Below are 18008 nucleotides of genomic sequence, written 5' to 3' on the forward strand. Positions count from 1 at the left end.
AAGCTGCGACCGCGTGGCTTCGGCCGCCTTCGCGGGTCGCGGCTCACGCCGCTCCTACAGAAGGCATGGCCGTCGCCACGGTTCGCGCCGCTTCTGCACCCGGCAGCGCACCCTGCTTCCTGTGGGAGCGACGTAAGTCGCGATGCGACACTCGGCTACGACGAAAATCGCGGCTAATCGCACTCCTGCGCGGAGCGGACGCGCTATCCCGCCGCTACTCCGGCTTCACCGCCACGATCCGCCAATTGTTGAACGGGGTTTTGCCGAACAGGGGCGTGAACTCCACCTCCAGCCCGGCTTCGCGCAGGCGCGCGCGCAGGGCGTCGCCGTTGGGGTAATAGCGCGGCATCGCGTTCATCCAGCCGACCACGCGCGAGAACAGGTCGGTGAAGCGGGTGATGCGTGCGCGGCCGGTGCCGTCGTCCAGTCCAGTGCGGATGACCAAGCGCGCGCCCGGGGTCAGCATGGCGATCATGGCGTCCAGCGCGCGTGCCTGGGCGTCGAAGGGAATGAACTGCAGCACGTCCAGGATCACCACGCTGCCGCGGTGTTCGGGCACTTCGCGGGCGAGGTCGACGGTGTCGAAGCGCGCCTCGTGCAGGCCCGCGCGCGCGGCCGCGCGCGCGGCGCGGCGGATCTTGCCGGCGTCGCTGTCGACGCCGCGATAGGGCAGGTGGATGCCGTCGGCATGCAGGGTGTGGGCGAGCAGGCCCAGGCCGCAGCCCAGGTCCAGCAAGGGCGCGCGGCTGCCGCGCAGGGCCGCGCTGACGCCGGGGTAGAGCGGGTCGCTGCCGAGCTTGGCGCGGCTGTAGTAGTAGTCCCAACGGTTGCCGAGCGGATGCTCGGGCAGGAAGGCGCGCGCGATCCGCAGCGCCTGTCCGTTGGCCATCGCTTGTGCCGCTTCGTTCATCGCTTGCTGCTGCTCCGCTGGCGGTGGTTGCGCGGCCGCAGTGTGGCATTGCCGCGCGTTGCGATGGAAATCGCGGCCGGCCGGCTCAGCGCGCGCCTTCGGCCAGCAGGCGCCGCGCCACCGGCAGCGCGCGTTCGGTCCAGTGCGTATACATGGCCGCCGACGGGTGCAGGCCGTCCTCGGCCAGCATCGCCGCCTGCGCGCCGAGCTCGCGCGAGACCGGGGTGATGTCGACCCAGGCCACGCCCTGGCGTTCGCAGATCGCGCGCGCCGCCTCGTTGTAGGCATCGATCTCGGCGCCGATGGCCGCGCTGCCGCGCGCGTCGCCCTGGCCGAACGCGGTCACGCCCCAATCCGGGATCGACATCGCCAGCACGCGCTGCGGGCGATCGCCGGCGTAGCGGATCGCGCGCTGCAGCAGGTCGCGGTATTCGCCGGCGTAATCGGCCACGCTGCGCGCGCGGTATTGGTTGTTGACGCCGATCAGCAGGCTGACCAGCTCCCAGCGCCCCAGCGGTTCGGCCGCGTCCAGGGCCGCGCTGAGCTCGTCGGTGGTCCAGCCGGTGGTGGCGATGATGCGCGGCCAGGCCAGGGTCGCGCCTTCTTCGCGCAGGGCGCGCGCCAGCTGCACCGGCCAGCGCCCGGCTTCCTCGACCGCTTCGCCGATGGTGTAGCTGTCGCCCAGCGCGAGGTAGGGCTGCAACGGCAGCGGCACGGCCACGGCCCGGCTCAGGCGACGGCGGCGCGGTGCGCCTCGGCCGCGCGTTCGGCGTGGCGGTCGAGCACGCGCTCGATGCGGTGGAAGACTTCGCGCAAATCCTCCGGCTGCGGCAGCAGGGTCACGCGGAAGTGATTGCGGTAGGGCACGTTGAAGCTCGAGCCCGGCACCACCAGCACGTCTTCGGTTTCCAGCAGCTCCAGCGCGAACTTGTGGTCGTCGAAGCCCTGCGCGGCGGCGCCGACCACGGCCGGGAACGCGTACAGCGCGCCGGCCGGGGCGACCAGTTCCAGATGCTTGCTGGCGTCCACGGCTTCGATCACCGCGCGGCGCGCTTCGTACAGGCGGCCGCCCGGCGCGCACAGCGGCGCGATGGTGTCTTCGCCGTGCAGCGCGGCTTCGATCGCGAACTGGCCCGGCACGTTGGCGCACAGGCGCAACGCGCCCAGCAGGTCCATGGCGTGGTGGAAATCGCCGCTGGCGACCGGGTCGCCCGACAGCACCGCCCAGCCCACGCGCCAGCCGCAGGCGCGGTGGACCTTGGACAGGCCGCCGAAGCTCAGGCAGGGCAGGTCGCCGGCGATCGGCGCGACCGGGGTGAACTGGGCGCCGTCGTACAGGATGGAGTCGTAGATCTCGTCGCACATCAGCAGCAGCTTGTGGCGCGCGGCGATGGCGACGATCTTCTCGATCAGCTCGCGCGGGTAGGCGGCGCCGGTCGGGTTGTTGGGGTTGATCAGCACGATCGCGCGGGTGCGGCTGGAGATCAGGGACTCGATCTCGTCCGGGTCCGGCAGGAAGCCGTTCTCCGGCTGGCAGCGGTAATACACCGGGCGGCCGTCGTTGAGGATGGTCGCGGCCGACCACAGCGGGTAGTCGGGCGAGGGCAGCAGCACTTCGTCGCCGGGGTTGAGCAACGCGCGCAGGCTGAGGTCGATCAGTTCGCTGACGCCGTTGCCGACGAACACGCGCTCGGGCGAGGCATTGGGCGTGCCGCGCTGCTTATGGAACGCGGCGATGGCTTCGCGCGCGGCCGGCAGGCCCTGCTGATGGGTGTAGGGGTCGGTGTCGGCGATGCGCTCGGCGATCGCGCGCTGCAGGTGCTCCGGCGCGCGGAAACCGAAGGCGCCGGGGTTGCCGATGTTGAGTTTGATCTGTTTGCGGCCCTGGGCCTCGAGTTCGCGGGCGCGCCGGGCGAGTTCGCCGCGGATTTCGTAACGGACTTCGGACAGGCGTTCGCGGGTTTTCAAGGGGGGCAGGGACATTGCGGGGGCGGTGTTTTGAGCGGAATACCCGCCAGACTAGCCGAATCGGCGCGCCGAAACAGCCGCCGCGGCGCGCTCCCCGAGGCCGCCTTTGTGCGCGGCGTTGCGGTCCGGCCCCGCGATCGCGCGACCCGCGGCACGGCGGGGCGCGCCGGCCTATGTAGAATCCCGGCATGCACAGCCCGCCCACCCTGTCTTGACCCCCGAGCTCGCCGCGCTGCTGGCGATCGGCTGGCCCCTGCCGGCCGGGGAAGCATTGCCGAGCGAAGCCAGCTGGCGCGAGGCGCTGGCGGCTCACCCCCAGGCCCGTCCGGCGCGGGTGATCGAGCAGCACCGCAGCGGTTATGTGGTCGCCGATGGGCCGGAAACCGGTTTCCCGGTCGAATCCCTGCCCGAGTGGCAACGCCCGCGCTTCCCGCCCGAGCAGCGCCCCGGCGTGGGCGACTGGGTCCTGATCGAGGGCGCCGAGGGCGGCAACCGCAAGATCGTGGCCCTGCTGCCGCGGCGCACCGCGATCAAGCGCGGCGCCGCCGGCGAGCATTACAAGCAGCAGCTGATCGCGGCCAACGTCGATACCGTTTTCATCGTCTGCGGCCTGGACGCCGACTTCAATCCGCGCCGGATCGAGCGCTACCTGCTGCTGGTCGGCGGCGGCGCCGAGCCGGTGGTGGTGCTGACCAAGTCCGACCTGGCCGAGGCGGCCGACCCCGAAACCCTGCCCGAGGCGATGGCGACCCTGGTCGAGCTGGCGGCGCAGAACATCGCCGTGCGCCCGGTCAACGCCAAGGACCCGGGCTCGGTGGCCGCGCTCAACCCCTGGCTGCAGCCCGGCCGCACCGTGGTGCTGGTCGGCTCCTCCGGCGCCGGCAAGTCGACCCTGACCAACACCCTGCTGGGCACCGAGCGCATGAAGACCGGCGCGGTGCGGGCCAGCGACGACCGCGGCCGCCACACCACCACCCACCGCGCGCTGATCCCCTTGCCCTCGGGCGCCTGCCTGATCGACACCCCGGGCATGCGCGAGCTCAAGCCCACCGGCGAGGAAAACGTCGCCGAGAACTTCGGCGACATCGAGGCCCTGACCCAGCAGTGCAAGTTCCGCGACTGCTCGCACGCGCGCGAGCCCGGTTGCGCGGTGCGCGCGGCGATCGAAGCCGGCAAGCTGGACCCGCAGCGCTTCGCCAATTACCTGAAGCTGCGCGACGAGGTCGCCGGCGCCGCCAACAAGCTGGCCACCCGGCACGCGCAGAGGTCGCAGGAGAAGGTCCAGGGCAAGATCTTGAACAAGCGCCTGGACGAAAAATACGGGAAGCACTAGATGGCGCGGATGGCGCTGGCGCAAAGCAAATCCCCCCCAGCCCCCCTTTTGCAAAGGGGGGAGACAGCGGCTTCGCAAAACGGCGAGACGGCGGCTTCGCGAAGGGGCGAGGTAGAGGCTTCGCAAAAGCGAGAAGCAGCGGCTTCACGAAGGGGGGCGGCAGCGGTGCTCCGGTGCGCAGCAGGCGTCTTATACCCCCCTTTGAAAAAGGGGGGCTGGGGGGATTTGCTGTTGCCTTCGGCCCACGCACCCGCATGAGCGCCCCCCCCTACGAGCTGCCCGCCGACATCCAGCACCACGCGCTGCTGGACGCGCGCATGGTCCGCGCCGCGCGCGAGGTCAAGCTGCTGACCCTGGCCAGCTGGCCGGCCGGCCTGGAAATCCAGTTCCTGGCCGACTACGCGCGCGGCACCGCGACGCTGCCGCAGATCGCCTACCCCAAGCTCGATTTCAGCGAAGTGCGGCGCGAACTGGCCGCGGTCGCCGCCGAATCCGACCCCGACCATCCGCTGGGCCAGTACCTGGCCGAGTCCGCGCGCAGCTGGGGCATCGCCGCCGAACTGCTGGAAGCGCTGGGCAGCCCGGGCGTGACCGCGCTGTCGATCGAGCTGTTCGGCAAGCCCGACGAAGCCCTGCCGGGCCACGGCCCCAGCACGCGCGAGGCCGCGCGCCATTTCATCTCCATCGCCGACGAACTCGACCACGAGCTGATGTCGCCGGCCGAAACCGTGAAGATCTCCGCCACCGCCCTGCACCTGCAGTTGCAGCGCGACCTCGACGACTATTTCGACGGCCGCGTGATCGAGGTGATCCTGGACCCGGACCTGATCGCCAAGGCCGCCGCCGGCGCCACCCGCATCCGCCTGCGCAGCGGCGCGGCCTTCAGCGACTACGACCGCGACCAGCTGTTGCAGCACGAGGCCTTCGTGCATTCGCTGACCGCGCTCAACGGCCGCGAGCAGCACGTGCTGCCCAGCCTGGCCCTGGCTTCGCCGCGCAGCACCGCGACCCAGGAAGGCCTGGCGACCTTCGCCGAACAGATCACCGGCAGCATCGATATCGGCCGCATGAAGCGCCTGAGCCTGCGCATCGAGGCGGTGGCGATGGCGCTGGACGGCGCCGACTTCATCCAGGTGTTCCGTTATTTCCTCGACGCCGGCCAATCGCACGAGGACAGCTTCGCCTCGGCCCAGCGCGTGTTCCGCGGCGTGCCCACGCACGGCGGCGCGGCGTTTACCAAGGACACCGTCTACCTGCGCGGCCTGGTCGGCGTGCACACCTTCTTCCGCTGGGCGCTGCGCAGCGGCAAGCTGCGCCTGTGCCGCTGGCTGTTCGCCGGCAAGATGACCCTGGCCGACGTGCAGCGCTTCGAACCGCTGTTCCAGGACGGCGTGATCAGGCCGCCGCGCTGGATGCCGCCGTGGATCCAGCGCGCCAACGGCCTGGCCGGCATGCTCGCGTTCTCGCTGTTCGCCAACCGCATCCGCCTGGACAGCATCGCCGACACCGGCAGCGCGCCGGACGTGTGAGGCAGGCGGGGTTCGGCCCAGATCGCGCGCACCGCTGCCTGCGGTTGACGGCGCCGGGGTAGGGGCGGTGTAAGCCGCGATCTCGTCGCAGTCGAAGCCACGCGATCGCGGCTTACGCCGCTCCCACAGAAATCAACGCCTTCGCCAACGGTGGGCAATGGCATGCGCGACTATCGCACCTGACCTGACCTGACCTGACCTGACCGCGCCGTGCAATTTCATGGAAGCGCGACATGCGGAAACCGCGCTGCTGCTTCCTGTGGGAGCGGCGTGAGCCGCGATGTCGTCGCTGCCGAAGTTGCGCGATCGCGGCTCACGCCGCTCCCACAGAAATCAACGCCTCGGCCACCGTTCACCGCAACGGCTTGAGCGACCCGTCGTGCTGGATTTCGTAATCCGCCGCCTCGCCGGCCGCGACCAACTTCGCGCGGTCGCCGATCTCGACCCCGGCGTAGCTGGGAATCTCGTGCGACAGGCGCAGGTAGATCCATTCCTGGCCGGCGTCGGCCAGCTTCAAGCGCACGCCGGCCGGCTGCTGCGCCACCGCGCGCGCCAGCGCCGGCGAGTACACCGACTGGATGCGCCCGACCTCGTGCATGCGCCGCATCACGTTGACGCCGTGCCACACGCTCAGCAGCGCCGCGACGATCAACACCGCCTTGCCCCAGCGCCGCATCCGCGGCCAGGCCGCCGCGCACACCGCCGCGGTCGCGGCCGCGTAGCCGTAGCCGTACTGGTTGGCCGACTCGGCCAGGATCATCACCGGCCCCAGCGCCGCGGTGCCGGCCAGCAGCCAGCCCAGGCACCAGCGCGCGCCGACCCGCCACAGGGCCGCCGCGGTCGCCAGCCAGACCAGGATCGCCAGCCAGACCCGGCCGTCGCCCAGGCCGCGCGAAAGTGTGCCGGCGATCGCCATTTTGGTCGCTATCGGCGGATACAGCTGATACTCCAGCCAGCGCTCGGGAATGAAGGCCAGGCTCCAACCGTAGTTGGCGGCCTCGCGCGGCGAGAACAGCAGCACGCCCACGCGCAGGGCCAGATAGATCGCCACCGGCAGGCCCGCGACCAAGGCCGCGATCAGCCACTCGCGGCGCCGGCCCAGCAACAGCCAGGCCAGGCCGAGCAGGGCCGGGATCACGATGCCGGCTTCCTTGGCCAGCAGCGCCAGCGCGGTCAGCGCGAACACCGCGATCCAGCTGGCCGGGCCAGGCCGCTCGCGCTGCGCCAGCAGGGCCACGAGCAGGGCGCAGCCGACCCAGATCAGGTCGGCCAGGGTCCCGACCCAGCCGTGGGTCAAGGCCGCGAACGGCCCCAGCGCGAACGCCAGCGCGCCGGCGAAGGCCGGGCCGGCGGCCACGCCGAAGCGGCGCAGCAGCACCGCCAGCATCGCCGCGTTGAGCCCGCCCAGCGTCACCATCAGGCCGTGGAAGGCCATCGGCCGCGCGAACAGGTGCTCGGACAGCCACAGCCACAGGGAGAAGGTCAGCGGCCGGTACTGGAAGGACTGCACGTCCGTCCACAGATAGCCGCGGAAATGCCAGCCCGGGTGCTGGCCGGCGAAGGCCGCCCACTGCAACTCGTCGTGGCTGTAGTAGCCCGGATTGAACACCAGCAACGACTGCGCAAGCAGCACGCCGGCCAACACCAGGATCGGCAAGGTCCAATGCGGCCAGGACCGCGAGGAGGTCGAGTTCATGACGGTTCCGGCCTGGGGGACGCGCATTGTGTCGCCTGCCCGCAAGCAAGGCCATACGCCCCCGTCGGCTGTCGCACGCCCGTGGCCGGGCAGGGGGGTAACGCCAAAGTACTAATGAACGGCGCCGAAGGCGCGTGCGAATACCGCGTGGCTATCCATTAGACTGCTAGTCCATTCACCTTCCGGCCCCGCCACGGCAGCCCACCCGCGATGTCTGACAACGATCTGAAAAACGCCGCGCTCGACTACCACCGCCTGAGTCCGCCCGGCAAGATCAAGGTCACCGCGACCAAGCCGATGGTGACCCAGCGCGACCTCGCCCTGGCCTACTCGCCGGGCGTGGCCTACGCCTGCGAGGCGATCGTCGAAGACCCCAACGCCGCCAGCGAGCTCACCGCGCGCGGCAACCTGGTCGCGGTGATCAGCAACGGCACCGCCGTGCTCGGCCTGGGCGACATCGGCCCGCTCGCCGGCAAGCCGGTGATGGAAGGCAAGGGCGTGCTGTTCCAGAAGTTCGCCGGCATCGACGTGTTCGACATCGAGATCGACGAGCGCGATCCCGACAAGCTGGTCGACATCATCGCCTCGCTGGAGCCCACCTTCGGCGGCATCAACCTCGAAGACATCAAGGCCCCGGAGTGCTTCATCGTCGAGCGCAAGCTGCGCGAGCGCATGAAGATCCCGGTGTTCCACGACGACCAGCACGGCACCGCGATCATCGTGGGCAGCGCCGTGCTCAACGCGCTGGAGATCGTCGGCAAGAAGATCGAGGACGTGAAGCTGGCCACCAGCGGCGCCGGCGCGGCCGGCATCGCCTGCCTGGACATGCTGGTCGCCCTGGGCATGAAGCCGGAGAACATCCTGGCCGTGGACCGCGACGGCGTGCTCTACACCGGCCGCGGCAAGATGGACCCGGACAAGGAGCGCTACGCCCGCGACACCGACAAGCGCAGCCTGGCCGACATCGTCGCCGGCGCCGACGTGTTCCTGGGCCTGTCCGCCGGCGGCGTGCTGAAGGCGGAAATGGTCGCCACCATGGCGGCCAAGCCCATCATCCTGGCCCTGGCCAATCCGTATCCGGAAATCCTGCCGGAAGACGCCAAGGCCGTGCGCCCGGACTGCATCATCGCCACCGGCCGTTCGGACTACCCGAACCAGGTCAACAACGCGCTGTGCTTCCCCTACATCTTCCGCGGCGCGCTCGACGTCGGCGCCACGGTCATCAACGAAGAGATGAAGCTGGCCTGCGTGCGCGCGATCGCCGCGCTGGCGCGCATGGAGTCGTCCGACCTGGGCGGCGCCTACGGCGGCGAAGTGCCGACCTTCGGCTCCGAGTACCTGATCCCGCGCCCGTTCGACCCGCGCCTGCTGGTCATGCTGGCGCCGGCGGTGGCCAAGGCGGCGATGGACTCCGGCGTGGCCGCGCGTCCCATCACCGACATGGGCGCCTACGAGGAAAAGCTCAGCCAGTACATCTACCGCACCGGCCTGCTGATGAAGCCGGTCTACGACCGCGCCCGCGCCGACCGCAAGCGCGTGGTCTACGCCGAAGGCGAGGAAGAGACCGTGCTGCGCGCGGTGCAGACGGTGATCGACGAGGAGCTGGCCACGCCGATCCTGATCGGCCGGCCCGACGTCATCCAGACCCGCATCGAGCGCCTGGGCCTGCGCATGCGCGAGGGCGTGGACTTCGAGTTGACCAACATCAACGACGATCCGCGCTTCAACGACTACTGGCAGCAGTACCACGCCCTGACCGAGCGCCGCGGCGTCAGCCCGGCCGCGGCCAAGAACCTGCTGCGCTCGCGTCCGACCCTGATCGCCGCGCTGATGGTCGAGCGCGGCGAAGCCGACGCCATGATCTCGGGCCTGGTCGGCCGCTTCCACAAGAAGCTGGGCTACATGCGCAGCATCTTCGACTTCGACCCGGGCGTGCAGGGCACCTCGGCCATGACCGGCGTGATCAACGACCAGGGCGCCTGGTTCTTCCTCGACACCCATGTCCAGGTCGACCCCACCGCCGAGCAGATCGCCGAGGCCACCTTGCAGGCGACCTACCGCCTCAAGCTGTTCGGCATCGAGCCCAAGGTGGCGCTGCTGTCGCATTCCAACTACGGCAGCCACGACAACCCGTCGGCGGCCAAGATGCGCAAGGTCCGGCAGATCATCCGCCAGCGCATGCCCAAGCTGGAGATGGACGGCGAAATGCAGGCCGACACCGCCTGGGACGACCTGCTGCGCAAGCGCATCTTCCCCAATGCGACCCTGCACGGCCGTGCCAACCTGTTCGTGCTGCCCAACCTGGACGCCGCCAACATCACCTACAACATGGTGCGCGTGATGACCGACGGCGTGGCCATCGGCCCGATCCTGATGGGCCTGGACAAGCCGGCGCACATCCTGACCCCGGCTTCGACGCCGCGGCGCGTGGTCAACATGACCGCGATCGCCGCTGTCGACGCGCAGATCCGCGCCGCGCGGACTACCGGCACCTAGCGTAGCCATCGACATGGGCGAAGGGGGCGCCTGCATCGCAACGGTGACCGCAACCAGGCCTGCGGTCAGCGTGCTGCTGTTGTGCTACCGCGACGCCGCCTACATCCGCGACGCGCTCGCGGGCGCGTTCGCCCAGACCGTGCCCTGCGAGATCATCGTCTCCAACGACTGTTCCGACGACGGCACCTACGAGATCGCCCGCCAGGTCGCGGCCGAATACCGCGGCCCGCACCAGGTCAGCGTGCGCCGCACCGCGCGCAACCTGGGCGTGGCCGCGCATTTCAACGACGTCATGAACCTGGCGCGCGGCGAGGTCGTGGTGATGATGGCCGGCGACGACATCGCCTACCCCGAACGCGTGGCCACCATCCTGCGCGCGTTCGAGGAAGCGCCCGAGGCGATGGTGCTGGGCAGCGATTTCGACTGCATCGACGCCAACGGCGAGCGCATCGATATCCGCTTCCGGCGCCGCCCGGAGCGCTATGAGCTGGATTATTACGTGCGCATCGGCCGCCTGATCGGCCTGCTCGGCGCCACCCTCGCGTTCCGGCGCGAGGTCTACGACCGCTTCGGCCCGCTGCTGGGCCCGATCGAGGACAACGCCCTGAGCCTGCGCGGCGCCCTGCTCGGGCAGTCGCTGTGCCTGCGCCGGCCGCTGCTGCAATACCGGCGCCACCCCGGCAGCGTCAGCGGCTGCGTGTTCGCGCGCGACGAAGCGCCCGAGGTCGCGGTGCGCCGCCGCTACGAACGCACCGTGCAGTTCTACCGCGGCACCGCCGACGATCTGGAGCACTGCCTGCGGCAGATGCCCGAGCTGCGCGGCCGCCCGCTGCGCGACGCGCGCAACGTGCTGGCCATGTACCGGATCGAGGCCGATGCGCGTGAAGCCATCCTCAAGCACAAGCGCCGCCACTGGCTGAGGCCGGTGCTGCGCGGCCTGTTCCAGCCCGGCCTGCGCCGCAAGAGCGCCGAGCGCGCGCTGAAGCTGCTGCTGCCGCGCAGTTGGTTCGGCCTGCATCACGCCTGATCGATCGCGGCTTACGCCGCTCCCACAGAAAGCCGTAGCGCCCGCAGAAGGCAACGCCACTCGAACAAGGCAGCGCGACTCGAACAAGGCAGTCGCAACCCGTACAAGGCAATCTCGACCGATTCGCTACAAGTCGCGATCCGTAACGACGCCTATCGCCCTTGGTAGGAGCGGCGCAAGCCGCGACCGCGCACCTCCGGCCACCGCGCAACTCGCGCCTTACGCCATCCAATCCAGCGCGCTATCGCCACGAAGATGCCGCCCGCTTCCTGTGGGAGCGGCGTAAGCCGCGATCGGGGGCCGAAGCACTCCACTGCCACCATCGAATCCCAAAGGAGCCGTGATCCACAGGGCGCGCACGCCCCGCCTACCCGCCCCCCAACTCCCGCCCGATCCACGCCACCGCGAACTCCCGCAACAACCGCACCTTCGCCGACCGCCGCAGATCCGGATGGGTCGCGAACCACAACTCCGTGCGCACGTCCGGCAGCGCCTCCGACAAGCGCTTCAAGCCCTTGGCCTCGTCGGCGAAATAGCACGGCAGCAAGGCCCGGCCCAGCCCGGCCTGGCACGCCGCCACCGCCGCCGGCAGCGAATTCACCCGCATCGCGATGCGCGCCGCCGGCACCTGCTGCTGCAACCAGCGCGCCGACGACAAATGCGCCAGCGCCTCGTCGAACCCCACCCAATCGCCGCCCGGGATCGGGCTGCGGTCGCCGGCGCCGCGCGCGGCATAGGCCGCGGTCGCGATGGTCGCCAGACGCTTGGCCGACAGCCCTTCCGGCGGCGCCTCGCTGGCGCGCAGGGCCACGTCGGCATCGCGCTGCTGCAGGCTGGAGAACGCATTGGCCACGATCAGATCGCAGCTCAACGCCGGATGCGCGCGGCGGAAATCCGCGCACATGCGCGCCGCCACCGCGGCCAGGGTGTCGGGGATGGTGATGCGGATGCGGCCCTCGGCGCGCGCGTCCTGGCCGGCCAGTTGCCGCGCCAGATGCTCGGCGTCCGACAGCATGCGTTGCGCGGCCACGATCACCAGGTCGCCGGCCTCGGTGGGCGTGTAACCGCGGCGGCTGCGCCGGAACAGCGCCGCGCCCACGCGCGCCTCGATCGCGGCCAGGCGCCGGAACGCACTGGAGTGGTCCACCTCCAGCAGCCGCACCGCGCCGCTCAAACTGCCGCTGGCGCCGATCGCGCGCACCAGTTCCAGGTCTTCCAGGGACAGCCGATCGTGTCGCATCTGCAAGCAATCCTTGTCGTGGCGCCGGTACTCGCGGCGCGGGTCTGCGCGCAGGGTAACGGCTCCCGTTCCCCTTACGCATCGGACTCCGCCATGAAGCTCTATTTCACTCCGGGCACGTGTTCTTTCGCTGCCCACCTGGTCATCCGCGAACTCGGCCTGCCGGTCGAACTGCAGCGCGTGCGCATCGGCCCCAAGCCGGTCGTGGTCGCCGACGGCCGCGACTTCCGCCAGCTCAGCCCGCTGGGCTACGTGCCGCTGCTGGAACTCGACGACGGCCGCCTGCTGCGCGAAGGCGTCGCCATCCTCAGCCACCTCGGCAGCCTGGACCCCAGCGGCCGGATCGCGCCGGAAGCGCGCCGCACCGAACTGCTGAGCTGGCTGACCTACATCGCCACCGAGCTGCACAAGACCTACAGCCCCTGGCTGTTCCACCCCGAGTACGGCGAGCAGCCCGGCGCGGTCGCGCGCGAGCGCCTGGTCCCGCGCCTGGCCCTGGTCGACCGCCACCTGGCCGAACACGCCTTCCTGCTGGGCGACGACTTCAGCATCGCCGACGCCTACCTGTTCACCATCGCCGACTGGTCGCGCGCGCTGAAGCTGCCGCTGGACGACACCCCGCACCTGGCCGCCTACCTGGAACGCATCCGCGCCCGTCCCGCCGTCGCCGAAGCACTGCAGGCCGAGCGCGCCGCGCAGGCACAGGTGGCCGCGTGAACAGCGTCGCCACAGCCGTTGCCACCACCATCTACCTGGAACGCATCCGCGCCCGTCCCGCCGTCGCCGAGGCCCTGCAGGCCGAGCGCGCCCCGCAGGCGCAGGTGGTCGCGTGAACAGCGTCGCCACAGCCGTCGCCACCACCACCATCATCGCCATCGCCATCGCCATCGCCATCGCCATCGCCATCGCGGTGCAGCGCTCCTGCGCCAGACCGCGTCGTCCTCGCGCCGCGCCGGCACGAGCGCACCGCGTCGAACGCGCCGGCGCAGACGGGCCGCGCGTCGATGCGCGGTTCGACTGGGCCCGCCGCTCGCATAACCGTCGAACTTTGCGGGAGTACGCCGCATGAAACCCGCCACCGCCTGGTTGCTGCTGATCGCCGCCGGCCTTATCGACGTCGCCTGGGCGGCGTCGATGAAGCTGTCGCAGGGCTACACCCGCCCCGGCTGGACCGTCGTCTCGCTGATCGCGCTGGCCGCTTTCGTCTACCTGCTGGGCCGTGCCCTCACCGCCCTGCCGGTGGGCAGCGCGTACGCGGTGTGGACCGGCATCGGCGCCGCCGGCACCGTCCTGCTGGGCGCCGCCGTGTTCGGCGAAACCCTCAACCCCCTGCGCCTCGGCGGCGTCGCCCTGATCGTCGCCGGCATCGTGCTGCTGCATCGCGCGCCGGCCTAGGGGCGTGATGAGGTGTAATCGGCGTGATGGGAGGTGATGGCCGCGTTGGTGGGATCTCGCACTGCAAACCTCGTCGGCGAATGGGGCTCAATCGCGGCTTACGCCGCTCCCACAGAAAGCAGTGACGCGCGGCGCCTTCTGTGGGAGCGGCGTAAGCCGCGATCGCGCAACCTCACGCCCAAACGGCGCCCCAATACCGATAATCCCGCACCCGCCGCACCAATCCAGCCCGCACCGGATTCAGCACCACGTACCGCGCCGCATCGATCAACGACTCCTGGCAACGCAACGCGCGGTCGTGATACCCCGACGCCCACACCACCGACAGCGAGGGATCGACCGCGCGCAATCGCCGCGAGGTGTTGGTTTTGAGCTGCCGCACCAGGTCGGGCAAGGTCTCCCACGGCCCCAGCTCCACCAGCCCGTGCCAGTGATCGGGCATCAGCACCCAAGCCAACAGCCGCGACCTCGTCCAGAGCCGGCGATCCAACAGCGCGTCGACCATCGTCGCGCACAGCGACTCGTCGCAGAACGAGGGGCGCCGCCGTTCGGTGGTGAACGTGACCAGATACACCCGCCCCGGTTCCGAACGGCGGCCTAGGCGCAAGGCGTGGGAACGGGGACGGGGCGTGGACGGGCAGGGCATGGCGCCAGCGTCGCTTCTGCACTGGGCAAAGACAGTCAGCGGGCTGCCTGTCGTGGCGTCGGATTTTCCCCCGGTGCGGGTGGCCGATCGCGGCTTACGCCGCTCCCACAGGGGGCAGGCGGGCCGTCGGGCTTCGTGTGGGAGCGGCGTAAGCCGCGATCGCGACAGCCCAAACCCCCGCGCACCCACCCCATCCCTAATCAAAACGTACTATCCCACCCCTTTCACCACCCAAAGCAAGCCGATCCCAGCCACCCATTTGTTAGACTCGGGACTCTAATCCGCCCCCACTTCCGAGGCGCGGCCACGGGGCCGCGAGATCGATGAACCAGCCGCTTGCCAGCTCCCTGCACGACCTGTTGCAGAACGACCCCGATCCCACCGAAACCCAGGAATGGGTCGAGTCCGTCCAGGCCGTCATCGCCCGCGACGGCGCCGAGCGCGCCCACCAGCTGCTCGAAGGCATGGTGGAGGTCACGCGCCGCGCCGGCGCGCACCTGCCGTTCCAGCCCACCACCGAATACATCAACACCATCCCGCCGCACCTGGAGGCCAAAAGCCCCGGCGACGCCGCGATGGAATGGCGGATCCGCTCGCTGATCCGCTGGAACGCCATGGCCATGGTCGTGCGCGCCAACCGCAAGCCCGGCGACCTGGGCGGCCACATCGCCAGCTTCGCCTCGGCGGCCACCCTGTACGACGTCGGCTTCAACCACTTCTGGCGCGCCCCCTCGGCCGACCACCCCGGCGACGTCATCGGCGTCCAGGGCCACAGCTCGCCCGGCATCTACGCGCGCTCCTTCCTGGAAGGCCGCCTGAGCGAATCGCACCTGGACAACTTCCGCATGGAAGTCGACGGCCGCGGCATCAGCTCCTACCCGCACCCCTGGCTGATGCCGGACTACTGGCAGGTGCCCACCGTCTCCATGGGCCTGGGCCCGATCAGCGCCATCTACCAGGCGCGCAACTGGAAGTACCTGGAAGGCCGCGGCCTGATGCCCAAGTCCGACCGCAAGGTCTGGGCCTTCCTCGGCGACGGCGAAACCGACGAACCCGAATCCCTGGGCGCCATCTCCGTCGCCGGCCGCGAAGGCCTGGACAACCTGGTCTTCGTCGTCAACTGCAACCTGCAGCGCCTGGACGGCCCGGTGCGCGGCAACGGCAAGATCATCCAGGAACTCGAAGGCCAGTTCCGCGGCGCCGGCTGGAACGTCATCAAGACCATCTGGGGCAGCTACTGGGACCCGCTGCTGGCGCGCGACACCACCGGCCGCCTGCGCCAGCTGATGATGGAAACCGTCGACGGCGAATACCAGAACTGCAAAGCCTTCGGCGGCAAGTACACCCGCGACAACTTCTTCGGTAAGTACCCGGAAACCGCCGCCCTGGTCGCCAATCTGTCCGACGACGACATCTGGCGCCTCAACCGCGGCGGCCACGACCCGCACAAGGTCTTCGCCGCCTACACCGAAGCCGTCAACACCAAGGGCATGCCCACCGTGATCCTGGCCAAGACGGTCAAGGGCTACGGCATGGGCGCCTCGGGCGAATCGCTCAACCCGACCCACGGCACCAAGAAGATGGACGACGAAGCCGTCCGCCTGTTCCGCGACCGCTTCAACATCCCGGTCACCGACGAACAGCTCAAGGACGGCGCCGTGCCGTTCTACCACCCCGGCGAGAAGTCGCCGGAAATCGAATACATGCTGGAGCGCCGCAAGGCCCTGGGCGGCTTCCTGCCGCAGCGCCGCCGCAAGGCCAGCACCTCGCTGGAAGTGCCCAAGCTGGAAGCCTTCGACCGCCTGCTCAAGAGCACCGGCGAGCGCGAAATCAGCACCACCATGTCCTTCGTGCAGGCGCTCAACATCGCCCTGCGCGACAAGCAGGTCGGCCCGCGCCTGGTGCCCATCGTCGCCGACGAAGCGCGCACCTTCGGCATGGAAGGCCTGTTCCGCCAGCTCGGCATCTACGCCCCGCACGGCCAGAAGTACAAGCCGGTCGACCGCGACCAGCTGATGTACTACCGCGAAGACACCACCGGCCAGGTGCTGGAAGAAGGCATCACCGAAGCCGGCGCGTTCGCGTCCTGGCTGGCGGCGGCCACCAGCTACAGCACCAACGACCTGCAGATGCTGCCGCTGTACATCTATTACTCGATGTTCGGCTTCCAGCGCATCGGCGACAGCGCCTGGCAGGCCGCCGACATGCGCGCGCGCGGCTTCCTGCTAGGCGCCACCGCCGGCCGCACCACGCTTAACGGCGAAGGCCTGCAGCACGAAGACGGCCACAGCATGGTCCAGGCCGGCCTCATCCCCAACTGCCGCAGCTACGACCCCACCTTCAGCTACGAGGTTGTCACCCTGCTGCAGCACGGCATGCAGCGCATGCTCACCGAGCAGCGCGACGAGTACTGGTACCTCACCCTGATGAACGAGAACTACACCCACCCCGACATGCCGGAAGGCAGCGCGGACGGGATCATCAAGGGCATGTACCTGCTGACCGACGCTGGCAAGCCCAAGAAGGGCGAACTGCGCGTGCAACTGCTGGGCAGCGGCACCATCCTGCGCGAAGCCATCGCCGCGGCCGAGTTGCTGGACAAGGACTTCGGCGTCACCGCCGACATCTGGTCCTGCCCCAGCTTCAACGAGCTCGCCCGCGACGCCACCGACGCCGAACGCTGGAACCGCCTCAACCCCGAGGCCAAGACCCCGCGCAAGCCCTACGTCACCGAGCTGCTGGAAGGCCGCCAGGGCCCGGCCATCGCCGCCACCGACTACATCCGCATGTACCCGGAACAAGTCCGCGCCTTCGTCCCCATGCGCTACACCGTGCTGGGCACCGACGGCTTCGGCCGCAGCGACACCCGCGCCAACCTGCGCCGCCACTTCGAGGTCGACCGCTACTACATCGCCCACGCCGCGGTCGCGGCGCTGGCGGCGGAAGGCAAGATGACGGGCAAGGATGTGGCTCGGGCGATCAAGCAGTACAAGATTGATGTGGAGAAGCCCAACCCCCTGGGGGTTTGAGGTAAAAGCAAAAGGCGGCCGCAAGGTCGCCTTTTGTTTGATGGGGCCAATGCGAGTTCAGGGGATCCGAATGTTTAAGAAATTCATCGCCGCAACGTTACTGCTGCTCTGCTACATGGGCGCCAGTGTCGCGAACGAACCGCCTGCTCCTGGCAACCGCTACGAGAATATTGCGTTAGGGCTGCGTGTAACCAAGCCGGACAGTTGGCGCTTCATAACGGCCGAAGAAAACGTCCAGAGTCTCAAGCGCATGGAGTTTTCCAGCGAGGAGTTCAAACAGAAGGTCCTCGCCTATGCGACGCCCGTGGTGGCGTTGATGCAATATCCAGAAGATCACATAGGCGTCAATCCCGCCGTCAAGCTCACCATTAAGTCGCTTGAAGGCATACCCGATCCGACCGCGGAAGTCCTGTTGAAGGTCGCAGAGGAAGGTATCAGGGAAGAGTTCGCCGATGCAAAAGTATCGACCATCACCGAAGCGCTGATAGCCGGTCGAAGTGGCCGTCGTATGTCGTACGACTACAGCGCGCGTACCACCGACGGGGGCGAGCTCTCAGTATCCTCTGTGCTGTGGGTCGTCCTCGAAGGGGACTTCTTTCTGATGATCGGCGCCGCTTACCCGCAAGGCGAGCGTGCTGCGCTAGAACAGATTGAACAGGTGGTGAAAACGGTTGAGTGGACGACAACGCCTATCGTCAAGGAATAACCCACTAAGGTGCCGCGCTTCGCGGTGCTGAAC

The 18008-nt window shown here is 69.3% G+C and carries 15 protein-coding genes; 9 read left to right on the top strand and 6 right to left on the bottom strand.

Annotated elements, in window-relative coordinates:
* Positions 1–214: 214 nt before the first annotated feature.
* The 3 genes from V1318_RS10930 to V1318_RS10940 all read right to left on the bottom strand — a co-directional run bounded on the left by V1318_RS10930 (position 215) and on the right by V1318_RS10940 (position 2893).
* A complete protein-coding gene (locus V1318_RS10930) occupies positions 215–889 on the bottom strand; it encodes a methyltransferase domain-containing protein (RefSeq protein WP_332939844.1) in 675 nt (224 codons plus the stop codon).
* Positions 890–995: 106 nt separating this feature from the next.
* Positions 996–1631, bottom strand: a complete 636-nt coding sequence (locus V1318_RS10935; RefSeq protein ID WP_332939694.1) for an SGNH/GDSL hydrolase family protein — start codon at positions 1629–1631, stop codon at positions 996–998.
* An 8-nt stretch (positions 1632–1639) separates the two neighbouring features.
* The gene (locus V1318_RS10940) at positions 1640–2893 is read right to left on the bottom strand and encodes a pyridoxal phosphate-dependent aminotransferase (RefSeq protein WP_332939695.1); all 1254 of its coding nucleotides are present in this window, start codon (positions 2891–2893) and stop codon (positions 1640–1642) included.
* A gap of 196 nt (positions 2894–3089) precedes the next feature.
* Between V1318_RS10940 and rsgA the strand changes: the two genes are divergently transcribed.
* Both rsgA and V1318_RS10950 read left to right on the top strand, forming a co-directional pair.
* Positions 3090–4211 carry a ribosome small subunit-dependent GTPase A gene (rsgA, locus tag V1318_RS10945; protein ID WP_332939696.1) on the top strand — a complete coding sequence of 374 codons (1122 nt, stop codon included), beginning with the start codon at positions 3090–3092 and terminating at the stop codon, positions 4209–4211.
* A 254-nt stretch (positions 4212–4465) separates the two neighbouring features.
* Complete coding sequence (locus V1318_RS10950) at positions 4466–5740, top strand: flavohemoglobin expression-modulating QEGLA motif protein (RefSeq protein ID WP_332939697.1); 1275 nt, start codon at positions 4466–4468, stop codon at positions 5738–5740.
* A gap of 352 nt (positions 5741–6092) precedes the next feature.
* Here V1318_RS10950 and V1318_RS10955 read toward each other — a convergent pair whose 3' ends face one another.
* The gene (locus V1318_RS10955; protein ID WP_332939698.1) at positions 6093–7436 is read right to left on the bottom strand and encodes a hypothetical protein; all 1344 of its coding nucleotides are present in this window, start codon (positions 7434–7436) and stop codon (positions 6093–6095) included.
* Between the two features lie 210 nt (positions 7437–7646).
* Between V1318_RS10955 and V1318_RS10960 the strand changes: the two genes are divergently transcribed.
* Together V1318_RS10960 and V1318_RS10965 are read left to right on the top strand one after the other, a co-directional pair.
* Positions 7647–9932 (top strand): NADP-dependent malic enzyme, encoded by a 2286-nt coding sequence (locus V1318_RS10960; RefSeq protein ID WP_332939699.1) that lies wholly within the window; start codon positions 7647–7649, stop codon positions 9930–9932.
* Between the two features lie 43 nt (positions 9933–9975).
* On the top strand, positions 9976–10959 hold the full coding sequence (locus V1318_RS10965; protein WP_332939700.1) for a glycosyltransferase: 984 nt from the start codon (positions 9976–9978) through the stop codon (positions 10957–10959).
* A 367-nt stretch (positions 10960–11326) separates the two neighbouring features.
* Here the strand turns inward: V1318_RS10965 and V1318_RS10970 are convergent, their stop codons facing one another.
* Positions 11327–12199 carry a LysR family transcriptional regulator gene (locus V1318_RS10970; RefSeq protein WP_332939701.1) on the bottom strand — a complete coding sequence of 291 codons (873 nt, stop codon included), beginning with the start codon at positions 12197–12199 and terminating at the stop codon, positions 11327–11329.
* 93 nt (positions 12200–12292) lie between these two features.
* Between V1318_RS10970 and V1318_RS10975 the strand changes: the two genes are divergently transcribed.
* The 3 genes from V1318_RS10975 to V1318_RS10985 all read left to right on the top strand — a co-directional run bounded on the left by V1318_RS10975 (position 12293) and on the right by V1318_RS10985 (position 13594).
* The gene (locus V1318_RS10975) at positions 12293–12916 is read left to right on the top strand and encodes a glutathione binding-like protein (protein WP_332939702.1); all 624 of its coding nucleotides are present in this window, start codon (positions 12293–12295) and stop codon (positions 12914–12916) included.
* Between the two features lie 112 nt (positions 12917–13028).
* On the top strand, positions 13029–13268 hold the full coding sequence (locus V1318_RS10980; RefSeq protein ID WP_332939703.1) for a hypothetical protein: 240 nt from the start codon (positions 13029–13031) through the stop codon (positions 13266–13268).
* A complete protein-coding gene (locus V1318_RS10985) occupies positions 13265–13594 on the top strand; it encodes a multidrug efflux SMR transporter (protein WP_332939704.1) in 330 nt (109 codons plus the stop codon). The genes V1318_RS10980 and V1318_RS10985 overlap by 4 nt, the downstream gene beginning before the upstream one ends.
* A gap of 172 nt (positions 13595–13766) precedes the next feature.
* Here the strand turns inward: V1318_RS10985 and V1318_RS10990 are convergent, their stop codons facing one another.
* On the bottom strand, positions 13767–14168 hold the full coding sequence (locus V1318_RS10990; RefSeq protein ID WP_332939705.1) for a transposase: 402 nt from the start codon (positions 14166–14168) through the stop codon (positions 13767–13769).
* 395 nt (positions 14169–14563) lie between these two features.
* On the opposite strand from V1318_RS10990, the gene aceE reads away from it, so the two are divergent.
* Complete coding sequence (gene aceE, locus V1318_RS10995) at positions 14564–17269, top strand: pyruvate dehydrogenase (acetyl-transferring), homodimeric type (RefSeq protein ID WP_332939706.1); 2706 nt, start codon at positions 14564–14566, stop codon at positions 17267–17269.
* 70 nt (positions 17270–17339) lie between these two features.
* Positions 17340–17975, top strand: coding sequence for a hypothetical protein (locus V1318_RS11000; protein ID WP_332939707.1), 636 nt, complete (start codon positions 17340–17342; stop codon positions 17973–17975).
* The last annotated feature ends 33 nt before the right edge of the window (positions 17976–18008 follow it).

Source organism: Lysobacter sp. CCNWLW3, assembly GCF_036697405.1.
Classification (GTDB): Bacteria; Pseudomonadota; Gammaproteobacteria; order Xanthomonadales; family Xanthomonadaceae; genus Lysobacter.